Annotated in this window: 17 protein-coding genes; 2 read left to right on the top strand and 15 right to left on the bottom strand. The window is 35.3% G+C overall.

From position 1 onward, the window contains the following. Positions 1-518: 518 nt before the first annotated feature. The 13 genes from yabA to hprK all read right to left on the bottom strand — a co-directional run bounded on the left by yabA (position 519) and on the right by hprK (position 9,916). Positions 519-857 (bottom strand): DNA replication initiation control protein YabA, encoded by a 339-nt coding sequence (yabA, locus tag DFR56_RS20365; RefSeq protein ID WP_110397299.1) that lies wholly within the window; start codon positions 855-857, stop codon positions 519-521. A 14-nt stretch (positions 858-871) separates the two neighbouring features. Continuing rightward, positions 872-1,699 (bottom strand): PSP1 domain-containing protein, encoded by an 828-nt coding sequence (locus tag DFR56_RS20360; protein WP_110397298.1) that lies wholly within the window; start codon positions 1,697-1,699, stop codon positions 872-874. A 12-nt stretch (positions 1,700-1,711) separates the two neighbouring features. Beyond that, positions 1,712-2,704 carry a DNA polymerase III subunit delta' gene (gene holB / locus DFR56_RS20355; RefSeq protein WP_110397297.1) on the bottom strand — a complete coding sequence of 331 codons (993 nt, stop codon included), beginning with the start codon at positions 2,702-2,704 and terminating at the stop codon, positions 1,712-1,714. A 19-nt stretch (positions 2,705-2,723) separates the two neighbouring features. Then, entirely contained in the window at positions 2,724-3,158 is a 435-nt protein-coding gene (locus DFR56_RS20350) for a YaaR family protein (protein WP_110397296.1), read from the bottom strand. Between the two features lie 24 nt (positions 3,159-3,182). After that, on the bottom strand, positions 3,183-3,512 hold the full coding sequence (locus DFR56_RS20345; RefSeq protein WP_110397295.1) for a cyclic-di-AMP receptor: 330 nt from the start codon (positions 3,510-3,512) through the stop codon (positions 3,183-3,185). Further along, complete coding sequence (gene tmk, locus DFR56_RS20340) at positions 3,509-4,147, bottom strand: dTMP kinase (protein ID WP_110397294.1); 639 nt, start codon at positions 4,145-4,147, stop codon at positions 3,509-3,511. Before tmk ends, DFR56_RS20345 begins: the two co-directional genes overlap by 4 nt. A gap of 505 nt (positions 4,148-4,652) precedes the next feature. Beyond that, positions 4,653-4,826, bottom strand: coding sequence for a sigma factor G inhibitor Gin (locus DFR56_RS20335; protein ID WP_110397293.1), 174 nt, complete (start codon positions 4,824-4,826; stop codon positions 4,653-4,655). Positions 4,827-4,916: 90 nt separating this feature from the next. Continuing rightward, complete coding sequence (locus DFR56_RS20330) at positions 4,917-5,183, bottom strand: pro-sigmaK processing inhibitor BofA family protein (protein ID WP_110397292.1); 267 nt, start codon at positions 5,181-5,183, stop codon at positions 4,917-4,919. A 94-nt stretch (positions 5,184-5,277) separates the two neighbouring features. Further along, positions 5,278-5,490, bottom strand: a complete 213-nt coding sequence (locus DFR56_RS20325; protein WP_110397291.1) for a YaaL family protein — start codon at positions 5,488-5,490, stop codon at positions 5,278-5,280. Between the two features lie 360 nt (positions 5,491-5,850). After that, the gene (recR, locus tag DFR56_RS20320; protein WP_110397290.1) at positions 5,851-6,447 is read right to left on the bottom strand and encodes a recombination mediator RecR; all 597 of its coding nucleotides are present in this window, start codon (positions 6,445-6,447) and stop codon (positions 5,851-5,853) included. Between the two features lie 30 nt (positions 6,448-6,477). Next, positions 6,478-6,798 (bottom strand): YbaB/EbfC family nucleoid-associated protein, encoded by a 321-nt coding sequence (locus DFR56_RS20315; RefSeq protein ID WP_110397289.1) that lies wholly within the window; start codon positions 6,796-6,798, stop codon positions 6,478-6,480. 382 nt (positions 6,799-7,180) lie between these two features. Next, entirely contained in the window at positions 7,181-8,863 is a 1,683-nt protein-coding gene (gene dnaX / locus DFR56_RS20310) for a DNA polymerase III subunit gamma/tau (protein WP_110397288.1), read from the bottom strand. A 135-nt stretch (positions 8,864-8,998) separates the two neighbouring features. Beyond that, on the bottom strand, positions 8,999-9,916 hold the full coding sequence (gene hprK, locus DFR56_RS20305) for an HPr(Ser) kinase/phosphatase (protein ID WP_110397287.1): 918 nt from the start codon (positions 9,914-9,916) through the stop codon (positions 8,999-9,001). Positions 9,917-10,434: 518 nt separating this feature from the next. On the opposite strand from hprK, the gene DFR56_RS20300 reads away from it, so the two are divergent. Then, positions 10,435-11,565: a PDZ domain-containing protein gene (locus tag DFR56_RS20300; RefSeq protein WP_110397286.1), complete on the top strand. Its 1,131-nt coding sequence runs from the start codon at positions 10,435-10,437 to the stop codon at positions 11,563-11,565. 335 nt (positions 11,566-11,900) lie between these two features. Here the strand turns inward: DFR56_RS20300 and DFR56_RS20295 are convergent, their stop codons facing one another. Next, positions 11,901-13,046 carry a glycerate kinase family protein gene (locus tag DFR56_RS20295; protein ID WP_110397285.1) on the bottom strand — a complete coding sequence of 382 codons (1,146 nt, stop codon included), beginning with the start codon at positions 13,044-13,046 and terminating at the stop codon, positions 11,901-11,903. A gap of 95 nt (positions 13,047-13,141) precedes the next feature. Between DFR56_RS20295 and rlmH the strand changes: the two genes are divergently transcribed. Continuing rightward, positions 13,142-13,621: a 23S rRNA (pseudouridine(1915)-N(3))-methyltransferase RlmH gene (gene rlmH / locus DFR56_RS20290; RefSeq protein WP_110397284.1), complete on the top strand. Its 480-nt coding sequence runs from the start codon at positions 13,142-13,144 to the stop codon at positions 13,619-13,621. A 94-nt stretch (positions 13,622-13,715) separates the two neighbouring features. Here the strand turns inward: rlmH and DFR56_RS20285 are convergent, their stop codons facing one another. Next, positions 13,716-14,525: a hypothetical protein gene (locus DFR56_RS20285; RefSeq protein WP_146214342.1), complete on the bottom strand. Its 810-nt coding sequence runs from the start codon at positions 14,523-14,525 to the stop codon at positions 13,716-13,718. Between the last annotated feature and the right edge of the window lie 60 nt (positions 14,526-14,585).

The following is a 14,585-nucleotide window of genomic DNA, read 5'->3' as shown; positions in this document are numbered from 1 at the left end:
CTGCGCCAATTGCTGTTCGATGATCGAGCGTAAGCGAATGAAGCAAGACGTTACGCTTTTAAGGGAGCAGTAAGAAAAGTGTTTCCCTTTCTTCTATGCATATGCGAAAAAAACTGTCTCCTAATTTACATGGAATGATTCCATAAGGGAGACAGAAATACAAATGATGTGCAAAAGTAGGTTATAAGTGCGTGTTCAAAAAGGCCAATAACAAGGACCAAGAAGTTCCACTGGCTAAAAACGCCACGTCCTGGGACGTGGGCGAATGTAACGGAAGATCCCCTAAAGCTTTTACATACGTGAGTGCCAGAAAAGCAAGCTTAGAAAACTTTTCATTCGCTACGCTTTTACTGCGAATGCCCTAGTTGCACTTATGCGAGTCAAGAAAGGATTTATCCTTCCTTAGCTGCCAACGCAGAAATTCGATGGCATCATTTTTGTTGAACTTTTTGAACATCCTCTATAAGGAGCAAATAAACACAGTATGATACTCTCTTCACACCTTTTGGATATGTTAATCAATCAAACAACTCGAGGCAAAACAAGCAATCTTCATCAGTTCTCGGACTACCAAATTGCATATGACAAATATGAAAACCCTCTTTATAAATTCTTGCTAAATTATCGAACCCTTCACCTGGTACATTATTTTCACGCTTTTTTTCTTTTTGCTTCTTTTTTTCATCAACTTTATTTTCTTCTAAATAAGTTCGTAAATGTTTATTTTCTACAGTTAGTCGATGATTTTCTTCAATAATTTCACTCAAATCATTTTTTAAGTTTCCCAATTGCTCATATAATTCTCCGATTTGTGTTTCCATATGTGATACTTGATCAAATATTTGCCTCTTGTTCACTCCTACCCACCTCTTTATTCTGTTACTGGTACAGAAATTATTTTTTCTTCAATTAACTCATCTAAAGTATATTCGATAACATGATCATTTTCATACATTTGAATTTGGATTAACGTTTCTAATATATTAAGACCAACTACTTTTCCGCTTCCAAAACTAGTATGAATTTCTTCTCCCACATCTGGTAATTGTTTTTTTGCCTCTTCATAACTATCATTTTCATATTTTAAGCAACACATTAATCTACCGCAAAGTCCAGAAATTTTGGCTGGGTTCAAAGATAAACTTTGATCTTTCGCCATTTTAATGGATACTGGATCAAAGTCTCCTAAAAATGTGGAACAGCATAACATTCTACCACATGGGCCAATACCACCTAAAAGTTTAGCTTCATCACGAACCCCTATTTGTCTTAATTCAATTCTCGTTTTAAATAAGGCTGCTAAGTCTTTTACAAGATCCCGAAAGTCAATTCTTCCTTCTGCCGTAAAATAAAATATTACTTTATTACGATCGAATGTATATTCAACATCAACTAAACTCATCTCTAATTGATGGTAATGTATTTTTTCAGTACATATGTCTAAAGCTTTTTTCGCTAACCCTTCATTTTCTTGCACATTCATTTCATCTTCATGGCTTGCGATTCGCATTACTTTTTTTAATGGAAGTACTACATCTTCTATATCAACTAATTTATTTACGATTACTACTTTACCAAACTCAATTCCCCTTACTGTTTCCACTATCACATGATCATCTAATCTTATATGAAAATCATTCGGATCAAAGTAATAAATTTTGCCTGCTTTTTTAAAGCGTACTCCGATTACTTCTATCATGCTAACCCACCTCTAAAATTGAAGTACCAGTTGTTCCATTACTAACGTTGGATGAACATTTTGGTGTAACTTTTGCTTTGCACTTAAAAGAGCTTGTAATATACGAAGTAATCTTTTTTGTGAAAATTGCTCTCCTGCTCTCTTTAACAGTCCATCATTTGGTTGAAATAGGAACATGTTTTTCTCTCTACCGATTTGATCATTAATAATATCTTTAAAAGCTAATAGGAGTAAATCTAACCCCTGCTCTTGTGCTTTTCTATCTTTTAATTGAACCAACCATTTTTGATGAACAAATAAATAACGTTCATCATAATGAGAAAGTAATATATATATAAACTGTGAAACTAAATCTCGAATTTGATAGATTTTTTCTTCTGAATGATAAACCATTGCTTCATCTATATTATTTGTTAAAGCACTTATGAATCGTGCGTTATTTTCACTAATTGTCATACTATCCAAATTTATTAATCTATGTCGAAAAGCCTCATCATCTAATGGCTTTAAATCTAGTATTTGGCAACGAGATCGTATCGTAGGAATGATCCCTTGCCCATTATCTGTTAATAATAATGCAGTCGTTTCGATTTCAGGTTCTTCTAAAAATTTTAATATTCGGTTTGCTGCATTAACCGTTAATGCTTCTGCCTGGGAAATAATATAAACTTTTCGTGTACTTTCCAAACCCGTATAACCAAATTCCGTTTGCAATGCTTCGATTTGTTCATTTTTTATCGATTTTCCTTCAGGTTCAATCCAATGAACATCGGGATGATTCCCTGAATTAATTCGTTTACACATATGGCACGCTTGACATGGCTCGATACCATTTTTATCATGACAAAACAATGTCATCGCAATTAATTTTGCGATCGTTTTTTTACCAGTCCCACGCGATCCCTGAACAAGGTATGCGTGGGAAACACGCTCCTTTTGAAAGCTATTGGTCATAATCCTTCCAACAAGTGGTTGAATTTCATTCAGTTCTGCCCAAGTCTTCATATAACGACTTCCTTCATTTTCATGTATATAAATTGATTAACAGACCTTGGATCTCACCAATAATCCCTAATAAGTCAACTGTTTTCTTTTCTTGATCCATCATATCATTCGTCAATTGAACTAATTTTTCATCAATTTCATTTACAGTAGTTAACTTATGACTAAAAGCACCCGTATGAAAGCTTCTTGATTCATTTAGCTCTAATCCATTATAAACCGTTTCTTGTAAAAATTGTTTAATCATCCGTTTAAATTTAGCTAAATCACGAAAAGAACGAAATCTAGATAACCTTTTACCTTGTTCGGTAATGTCATCCATTAATTTTTCTAGTTCTTTTTGCTTCATTTTATGTGACTGTGATTGAACAATTTGTTCAAAGCTTTGCCTTCCTTCATGAACCTTCCTCATTGGCTTTTGATCCACTTTGGAGCGCATTTCCTGGCCAATTTTCATCCTGTAAAACCCCTTCTTTTTATGTTAGAACCGATAAAAGGATTCAATCGGTAAAATAAATACGGTTGCTCCACCAACTTCCACTTTGACAGGCTTTGGAATGTAGGAATCTGCATTCCCACCCATTGGGGAGATCGGGGCTACCATTTGTTCTCTTTGTGAACAGTTTTCTTTAATAATTTTTAATGCGTCATCAATATGCTCATCTTGACACCCAATCATTAAAGTCGTATTTCCTTCTTTTAAAAATCCACCTGTTGTTGCAAGTTTCGTCGTTTGAAAATTTTCGTGACTCAACGCATTAATTAGACGGTTGGAGTCTTTGTCTTGAACAACGGCAATAATCAGTTTCATTGTTCTTCCTCCTTTTTTAAATGAGCTAAAATAGAATGTAAAGCATTCGTCGTTACTTTCTCCATCTCTTCTTCTGCATTTATCTTTTTCATTCTATCAGGAAATCTTTCTAATAACAGTTGATAACCTTTGTATACTTTTTTATGAAATGCAAGCTTTTCTAAATCTAATCTGTTTTTCTCTCGTTCATTATTTAGGGCAATTCGCTTTAATCCCTTTTCAGGTTCAATATCAAAATACAGAGTGAGTGATGGCATACAACTTTCAATGGCAAATTGATTAATCATCCATACTTCATCTATGCCTATTTCCCTTGCGTAACCTTGATAAGCAAGACTGCTGTCAATAAACCTGTCGCAAAGAACAATTTTCCCTTCTTGAAGTGCAGGTAATACTTTTTGAACTAAATGTTGCCTTCGTGCTGCTGCATATAATAATGCTTCTGTACGCTTTTCCATTTCTGTATGATCAGGATGAAGAATGATCTCACGTATTTGCTCAGAAATGGAAATCCCACCCGGCTCTCTGGTTAAAAGGACGTCATATCCTAATTCAGTAAGTCTTTCATCAAGTAGTTCAAGAACTGTTGTTTTTCCAGCTCCTTCACCACCTTCAATTGTAATAAAACCTTTCACATATACTACTCTCCCTCTATATATGAAAACCCAATTCATTACCTTAGGCGTTTGCTCCATTTTTTATCGATTTTTGTATAGTTGTGTATATCAATTATACTATGTCCATTGTATCATGGTTTCTCTTTATATTTAAATGTTCACAAATTTTTTTGAAGGATGGAGTTTAGTAATAAGAAGAATCATACAAAGAGTTGAGAGGATATGTGAGTTCGTTACATCTTCTTCCTATTTAAATAGCTTGTTATATAACAATAATATTAATCAGAAAACGGTGAAAAGTAAAGAAAACACGTTAAATCAAGTCATCGTACAGAAAAGGTGAGACTGTTTTTCGAAAAAATGAGACAGATTAATTTCTGAAGAAAAAAGAAAAACGCAAGTGCTATATGGGATTATCATTTTCATAACAACCGTTAAGCATCTCCTGCGCTTCTATTATTTTATATTATTATGAGAGGTCGTTCAAAAAGTCCAGTAAAAATGGTCCGTCTTTTAAAAATTTCTATGAAAAAAGCGATGGTTGATTCATATTTTTCAATTTTCGAACATAATATCGGTATTTTTCTTCTCGAACCTCTGTATGAATAATATTGTATTCACATGTTGTACAAATAAATAATGTATATAGATGAATTCCTTCCGCCTTTTCTTCCTCACAAATCACACATTGTCCCATACTATACACCTCCGTTAGTTTAGTAGATAGTGTCTCCTAATCTAACGAATTTTATACAATGTACGAACATGTTTACATCGATGAGACCTTTCATAATATAAATAAATGTATGGCCGCTAAAGAAGTAACCCCAAATATGCCTAAAACACTACTTACAAGTACTGTAAAAATATTAATCGGAACATGTAGTCCGATCGAACCACCAAATACATTTAAGAAAAACAATAATAATACGCCAATGGTTAATCGAATTGCACCGTGTCCTAGTATTTTCGATGCTTTAGAAGGTGCTCGGATAATGAATAATACAATTACTAAACCTATTATGCCAATAATGATCATTGTTGTTGTGTTCATTCTACATCAACCCCTTTTTACCTTTATTAGTTTTTATGTCATAAAGATAAAAAATAGAACTGATGAAATAGTTTATATGAAAGATTGTTGTATATTAATATCTTAAAACACTTATTTTTCGATGTTTTGCTTCTTTTAAGAGAAACATAAATTTAGCTTCTGATAATTGTAGCTTTTTGCCGCTCTCATCCATCGGTTCAACACTATTATCAACAATATGTCGTAATTTCTTCCACTCAGCCTCCACTTCAAATATAGTATCCAACAACTCTCGATCCATGTCTTTTTGTTTTCTTTTTCTTCTCATCTTTTCACCCTACAATAAATTAGTCTTTTTAGGGTAAAGCGGAAAATAGTGTGGTTTTCCTCCCACAGGAGTCTCGCATATTCCATTTGCTAGGTAAGCTAGCATTCTTATTTTCCACACGATCATCCGATTTCCCGTCTTTTATTATGTATATGCTTAGGAGTAACAAACATCCCCTAATTTTTAAACCCCTTTATGATAAAGGAAAAAAAGTGCCGCCAAAATGATAGGCAGCTAAAATTATCATATCTTCTATTCTATCCACGGTTACCGCAGTAACAATACTTTAGCTGGCTCCTTTTAGCATATATACCCTTTTACCCCGAAAGTGTAACTAACGTTTAGAAGAAATGTTCAATTTTATAATTCTCTTCTTCCCTCTAAAGACTTAGCGAGTGTTACTTCATCGGCATATTCTAAATCTCCACCAACTGGCAAGCCGTGCGCAATTCGCGTCGCTTTGATTCCTGATGGTTTGACGAGCCTAGAAATATACATTGCTGTTGCTTCCCCTTCTATATTTGGATTCGTCGCTAAAATGATTTCTTTCACGTCATTCTCTTTTAATCGTTGAATTAAGCTTGGGACATTAATATCTTCTGGTCCAATTCCATCCATCGGAGAAATGGAACCATGTAACACATGATATTTCCCATTAAATTCTCGCATTTTCTCCATTGCAATGACATCTTTTGAATCTTCAACAACACAAATGATCGATTCATCCCTCGTATGATCTTGGCAAATGGAGCATGTTTCCTGATCTGTAATATGACCACATATAGCACAATGAGATAATTCACGTTTCGCGCTCACTAATGCTTTAGCGAAATCAACAACATCATCATCATTCATATCAATCACAAAAAAAGCCAGGCGGACAGCTGTTTTCGGCCCAATTCCTGGCAATTTTGTAAAACTATCAATTAGTTTTGAAATTGGTTCTGGATAATACATTTTCCTGCCTCCTAAAGGCGACTGCAAAAGTTAAAACATACCCGGCATGTTTAATCCTTTTGTAAACTGCCCCATCGTTTGCTCTGTTTTATCTTCAATTTGTTTCAACACATCATTTGTGGCAGTTAAAATTAAATCTTGTAACATTTCCACATCATCTGGATCGATTACTTCTTCCTTAATTTGAACATCTAAAATTTTTCTACTTCCATCGGCAATGACTGTTACCATTCCGCCACCAACCGAAGCTTCAAATTCCATCTCTAGAAGCTCTTCTTGTGCTTTCATCATCTTTTTCTGCATTTTCTGCATTTGTTTCATCATATTTCCCATGTTTCCCATGCCTTTCATATTAACTCCTCCTCAAATTGTATCGATTTATTTAGGGACTACTGAATAACCACTAAAATGCGTTCCATCCTATCGTTGTTTTCCGCGAAAAGTGACATGCTTTCCGCGGGCACGGCTTCAGCCTCCGACGCACAGGACGTGCTAGTGCGGGTATTGCGACAGGGACGTCGCGTACTTAACCCGCCTCGGAAGAAAACCACTTCCTGTGGGGTCTTCAGACTCGTGTTTTTCCCGCTGGAGTCAGTCACTTTCGCTCCAAACAACTAGAGTAGTTCGTTGCAATAAGATTCTAGTTTCAACTTACGTGCAAAGGTTTTATGCAAGAGGTAATCGTTGCCTTACAATTGTTCAGTTACATCTATTTATCGTTCCATTCTATTTTTTACTCGCGAATTTCTACTATGTCCTCGCCGAATAGCTTGTGCGCTTCTTCCACTACTGGAACATTTTCCTCTTTATCTTCATCCGAATGGGTTTGCTCCTGATTATTTACATATTCTTGGCGCAGTTCATACCAGTCTTGCTCCGGAATCGGAATAATAATCAGATGGTTGGAAATCGTATTTGCTAAGATAGATTCAACCATTTCTTTATGATCAAGAAAAAGGGAGCAATGAATTTCATATTTAAAAGCAACGATTAAAGAATCATTTGAAGCGGCAGCAGGCTTACTATCCTGAATCGTCGCATGTGCCGGCGCATTTGTTGTTTTTAGTTGTTCTAGAAAGTTCGCCCATTCTTTTCTAACCTTTTGTAAGGCGGACTTTTCCGCATGATCAAGCACCGTTCTTATTTTTCCATATGGTATATCATATGTTTTACTCTTTATTCTTGGTGCTTCCCTTCTTGGGGTAGATGTCTTTGGTGTAGATTCTTGTGCTGTCCCCATTTCAGTAAGTTTTTTCTCTAATTGGCTTATTCTTTGCACCAATTGTGAAACGTCATCTGATGGAGCAGGTTTATTCTGTTGATTCGATTCGCTATAGCGATTGGTAATAATTAAAAGGCTTATTTCAACAAATACTTTTGGGCTATTCGTCCACTTAATTTGCTGTTCACATTGTGTTAGTTCCACAATCGCATCCTGGATCCAATCGACATCCACAAGTTCAGTCAGCTGTTTAAATTCGTCCGTTACAACAGCTCTTTCCATATACCCCGCTAAATCAGGCGTTGTTTTATAAAATAACATATCTCTTAAAAAGTAAATATAATCAAAAACAAACCGCCCTGGATCTTTCCCATTTTGAACCATTGTGTCAAATAATTGTAACGTATTTTGGGTGTTTTGTTCAAACATCGACCTCGCAATGTCCGTTAAAATATGTTGTGAAACTCCACCCGTTACGGTAAGTACATCGTCTATTTCAACCTTGCCATCACTGTAGGAAATAGCTTGATCTAAAATACTTAAAGCATCACGCATCCCACCTTCAGCAGCAAGCGCAACTGCTTCTAGCGCATCTTCTGTATAAGCTATTTTTTCATGATCCATAATCTCTTGCATCCGCTCGACAATGACTTTATTGTTAATGGATTTAAAATCGAAACGTTGACATCTAGAGATGATGGTTAAAGGAATTTTATGTGGTTCTGTCGTTGCTAAGATAAAAACGACGTGTGGAGGTGGTTCCTCCAATGTTTTCAATAAAGCATTAAAGGCATTGACAGAAATCATATGCACTTCATCAATAATGTATACTTTATATGGGACAGAGCTTGAAGCATATTTTACTTTATCACGAATATCACGAATATCGTCGACACTCGTATTGGAAGCAGCATCGATCTCAATGACATCTTGGATCGAACCATCTAAGATCCCACGGCATGCCGCACATTCATTACAAGGTTCTTTTGTCGGCATTTGTTCACAATTAATTGTTTGCGCAAAAATTTTCGCAGCACTCGTTTTCCCGGTTCCACGTGGACCAGAAAAGAGATAGGCATGCGAAAATTTCTCACCAAAAATGGCATTTTGCAATGTTTGTGTAATATGCGATTGTCCTACTACATCACGGAATGTTCTCGGTCTCCAGACACGATATAATGCTTGATAGCTCATCCTATAAATTCCCTTCTCCTATATCTCCTTTATTATATCTTATTTTAAAGGTGTTTTGAACTATTATTGAAACAATGAGTTGAACTTAATTTTTTAACGTAAAAGACGAGGAAATGAAATCCTCGCCTCCCGTCATTATTCTGTTTCTTCTTCAATTCGTTTCATAAACTCATCTGCAGCACTGTATCCCTGTTGCTTTAAATACCAATTATTAACCGCTGCTTCAATTAAACCGACAACATCTCGACCAGGTTTTAACTGAATTTGGATATACGGAATTTCTACATCCATATAGGAAGTAAATTTCGTTTCCACTTCTAAATCATTGTACAATGCATTATCCTGCCATTTCGTCAGCTCAATATCTAGAGCAATTCTTGACTCATCTTGAAAGGCACTTCTCCCATACATTCGGACAACATTTAACAGCCCGATACTACGAAGGGACAACAATTCCCTATTTGTCTCATTATGTGTTCCGAGCAATGTTTGTGGACTCAGCTTTTTTAAAACGACAATATCATCTGCCACTAACCGATGCCCACGCCCTACGAGAGAATGCGCTGTTTCACTCTTTCCAACACCTGAATCTCCACGTAATAGTACGCCAATACCAAATACATTTACACAAACCCCATGTATCGCAATTTCTGGAGCTAAACGTTTGATTAAATAATTATCGATCTTACGAATAAATTCATAGTTCGCTTCCTCTGTACGTAAAAGTGGAATCTGTTTTTCCTTACAATATTTCGGCAAATATTTAAGCCCTTCCTGACCATCCGTAACGATGATACAAGGGGGGTTATATTTCACTACATTTCCTACACGTTCATCACGCTCTGGTTCATTTAATGTATGCAAATAGTGAATTTCATTTTTCCCTAGTACTTGCACATGTCCCATTGGAAAGTAGTCTAAATACTTTATAAACTCTAGACCTGGTCTTCTAGCAATTGATTTTGTAATTTTTACTTCTAAATGCTCTTCCCCTGTTAATACTTCCAAGGAAAAAGCGCGAACAATATCTTGAACCTGAATTGACTTTTCCATTTTAATCATCACCTTATAACAACAACTTCATTACCTTGCTACACATGCTAATTATACTATATTCCGAGAAAGTTTGTTATGATTATACGAAAGATATGCTTGCCCTTGGCAGGCGATAAGCGGTTTCTAAAAGCGTTATAAAATTTTATGTAAAAAAAGTCGGTTTATCTAAAAGTCTTTCATGGCGAGAACTTATAGGAGCCAAGAAAATTTTATCCTTTCAGATCTGCTAAAAAGTGCAACATTTTCCTAAAAGTCCGTGTTCAAAAAGGCCGATAAAAGAAGACCTGAGAAGTTCAAGGCGGCGTAGCTCCCGAGGAACGGAGCATATGCTTTTACATACGTGAGTCCGGAAAAGCAAGCTTAGAAAACTTGACTTTCGCTACGCCTTTACTGCGAATGCCTTAGTAGCACTTATGCAGTAAGAAAGGATTTATCCTTTCTTAACTGCCAACGCAGAAATTCGATGTGTCATTTTTGTTGGACTTTTGAACATCCTCTAAAAGATTGGTGATCATATGCAAATAGATTGGTTAAATGAAATAATCATTGCTTTTATACGCTTTTTAAAAAATCCTTTATTATATTGGATGATTGTATCCGCCCTTTTCGTAAATAGAAAACATACTAAAAATGAAATGAAACAATTCGGTAAAAGAATAACACCTCGATTCTCCGAATGGAAAGGAACTTTATTTATTTCATTATGTACTAGTCTTGTTATTTCGCTTTTAGCCATTAGCTTTGGTTTATTATTTACATATGAAATTATTTTAATTTTATGTATAACGATTATCATCTTAAACTTTGTTTATCAATATAGTCTTCTTTCGGCAAGCTATGTAATCGGCATTGCTTACTTGTTATTATTTCCGTCCCTTGCAACACTTCATACATCTTATTACCAAATTTTAACGAGCTTAACTTTGTTGATTGGTATTTTTTTAGTAGTGGAGGCAATTCTGCTATGGAGTGTTACGAATCATCATAGTTTTCCAGAACGGATGAATAGTAAACGTGGTTCGATTATCGGGCAATATAAGCTTAAAAAAGCATGTTTTATTCCTTTTTTTATGCTCGTTCCTGGTGAAACAATGACACCAATCTTTTCTTTTTGGCCAACTTTTCCACTTGGTGAGGAAACGTATAGCATTGTTCTCATCCCATTTTTGATCGGGTTCAACTATTTAGTAAAGAGTGATGTCCCAACAAAAATAGCTAGACAAATAGCTGCACAAACTGCCTTACTTGCGATCATTGTCATGGTATTTTCTTTTCTTTCCTTTTATTCGCAGTATCTATCACTGCTTACTGTCATTATTGCTATCATTGGAAGAATACTTATCCAACTGAATGTATATAGAGAAGAAACGAGAGCCAAACCAATGATCCTTAAAATAGAACACAGTTTGAAAGTTTTCTGGGTCATGGAAAACTCTCCTGCTGATAGAATCGGCATCCGTATTGGCGAAACGATTGTGAAAGTAAACGACCAGCATGTTCATTCTATGAAACAATTAGAAAGTGTATTACATACGAACGAGAGTCGTTTAGTTTTTCATCTGAAAGGAAACGATCAGAAAGAACGAACGATCCATAGTAAGGTGTATGCGAATAGCTTAGCTCAGCTAGGTATTATCTTTTTGTAGATTTTGCGTTGGATTTTTGGGCGGTTTGCGGTTGCATACTTTTTTGCGCTTTCTTCTAATTCGATTCGCTGAGGTGCTGATTTTTTCAAAGATTTGTTGTTTGCTTGATTAAAATGAATCGCTTTTTCTCCTTTAAGTAATTATCATGCCAAATTTACATTTGTCGTCTGGTTGAAGCTTCTTACGTATTGGGTCATATCGAACCGAATGTATGGAGCATTTTTTTCATACGGTTTACATGATGTTTTATTATGGGGAATTGCTTGGTCTTGTTGTGTTTACGTGCAAGACCAAGTTGCTAGGTTGCGTGTAAACGATTGTTTTCGGTAACATTTTTATCTACTGCTCATTCCTTCATTGGCGATAATGAAACGAATAATATTTTCAACTAATTGCTCGGTTAAAGCTTCACTATATTCCATCGCCTCTTCTAATGTCATCGGCTTATTTGTGATACTGAAAATTGCTTTGATTCCTGCTTCATAAATAGCAGGAGAAGTTATTTCATTAGCTCCCGTTATAGCGATCACAGGAACACCGTATTTTTGGGCAATTTTTGCCACTCCGACTGGCGTTTTACCGAAGATGGTTTGATCATCTATTTTGCCCTCACCGGTAATAACTAAGTCAGCAGTTTTTATATGTGATTCTATCCCTGTAATCGTTGTAATAATGTCGATTCCGCTTTTTAATGTACCATGAAGAAATGCGATAAATGCAGCCCCTAGTCCGCCAGCAGCACCTGCTCCTTTCACATGATTCACATCGACATGCAAATCTCTTTTCAATATGTTTGCGTAATTTTGCATAGATTGGTCAAGATTTGCAATCATTTTTTCATTAGCGCCTTTTTGTGGGCCATAAATATAAGCTGCTCCGTTCTGTCCAGTTAGTGGGTTTTCAACATCACACGCAATGTCAAATGTACATTGCTTGAGACGCTGATCTAGCTTATCTATTGAAATATGTTTTATTTCTGACAAGCCTTGCCCACCAAAATGGACAGGGTGCCCCCGTTCATCCGTGACTTCTGCACCCAATGCCTGTGCCATGCCAATACCGCCATCATTTGTACTACTGCCACCAAGGCCAATAATAAAATGACGAATCCCTTTATTTAAAGCATGAATAATAAACTCACCAATACCATATGTCGTTGTATGAAGTGGATTTCTTTTCTCAGGAGGTACCAACTGTAAACCTACTGCAGCCGCTATTTCAATTACCGCTGTGTGATCATTGATGATTCCATATTGCGCTTCCATTTGTTCACCTAAAGGTCCTGTAATGGAATGAGTAATGAGGGAACCATCCATACTATTGACGAGAGCTTCCACCGTACCTTCTCCACCATCTGCCATTGGAAATTTTGCAATAGTTGCATTGGGAAGCACTTTTTTTATCCCTTTTTCAATCGCTTCTGTAGCCGCTACTGCAGTCATACTTTCCTTAAATGAGTCAGGAGCGATAATTATTTTCATTAAAGGATGCTCCTTTCCGAATAATTTTGTCTATTTTGCTATAATAATTATGCGGTTAAAATATGCTTATGGCAAGTATACTAAGGAGTATTTCTATGAACATTCACATCATTAGTGTCGGAAAAGTGAAAGAAAAATATTTGAAATTAGGAATTGCTGAATTTGAAAAGCGTCTCCAATCCTATTGTAAATTAACATTTTCTGAAGTAACAGATGAACAAGCACCGGAGAATTTAAGTGAAAAGGATTTACAACTCGTAAAGCAAAAGGAAGGAGAAAAAATCTTAGCTAAGGTGAAGCAAGATCATTATGTGATTGCCTTAGATATAGAAGGCGTGAGTTGGTCATCGGAAGGGTTCGCCAAAGAAATAGAAAGGTTGAGCTTCCAAGGAAAAAACCAAATTACGTTTATTATTGGTGGTTCCAATGGGCTGAGTGAGGCGGTTCTGCGACGTGCAGATCAGAAGCTGTCCTTTTCTAAGATGACATTTCCACATCAATTGATGAAGTTGATATTGTTGGAACAGGTGTATCGGGGGTTTAAGATATTGCGGGGGGAACCTTATCATAAATAAGTGAGGTTTTTCATAAAAACAAAATAGAAATCTACTAATAACAAGTAGATTTCTATTTATATATCTTTTTTTCTTTGGTAAAAAGCATGTGATATTATTTGTTTTTTCGCTCTTCACTATACTGATTTTTAAAAGAAGTTATAATGTTATTAATTTCATTTTTATCAACAAACAAATAGAATTTTCCTATGTAATTTCTCCTAAAAAATTCAACCTTCGATATAGAAAAATTGCATACCCTTATAATCTTTAACGCTATAAGTTTTCTATTTCTTCTGTCTCTTATTCTAAACTTTAATTGCAAAAATAGTTGTTCATATCCTGAATATAATGAAAATAAATAGGATAGTGGTAAAAATATAAAAGTCATTGTTATAGGAATACTAAATGTTACAAAAAGTTCAGGTATATTTAAATCAGAAAACTGAATTACCATGTTCCTTATAGCAAAAAATATAATAGTCCAGCCTAATATACTTAATACTACCGAAAAAAACTTTTCAACTGACTTGTACGATTTATCTAATGAACTAACGGTATATAGTAAAAATATTAGGGTGCTTATTGGAACTAGTAATAGTTCTACATATAAATTGAAAGTAAATGTTCCAACAAGAAATTCTATAAATATCGCTATTTTCATATTTTCTTTTACTAACTGCACAAAATATTGAATATTTCTTTCACTAGCTGCATTAGCTGTCATTGGTATTCCAATAAATAGAAACCAAAGCACCACATCTTTTAAATACATCCAATTCCAGATTGACAATGACGATAGGAACCAAACACTTACTGCAGCATAACTAACGGTAACAATCATGAAAAAAATTATATGTTTATTTAAAATAGCCTTAAAAACTTTGAAAACTGATTTCCTTATTTCAATACTTTTTATTGTCATTAAGATAATCCATAAGATAAAAATTATATTCCATACGGCAAAGGAAATTTCTCTGTTAGA

This window comes from Pseudogracilibacillus auburnensis, from assembly GCF_003201975.1.
GTDB classification, from domain to species: Bacteria; Bacillota; Bacilli; order Bacillales; family Amphibacillaceae; genus Pseudogracilibacillus; species Pseudogracilibacillus auburnensis.
Note: the sequence above shows the minus strand (reverse complement) of the source record. Positions and strands in the feature narration are given on the sequence as shown.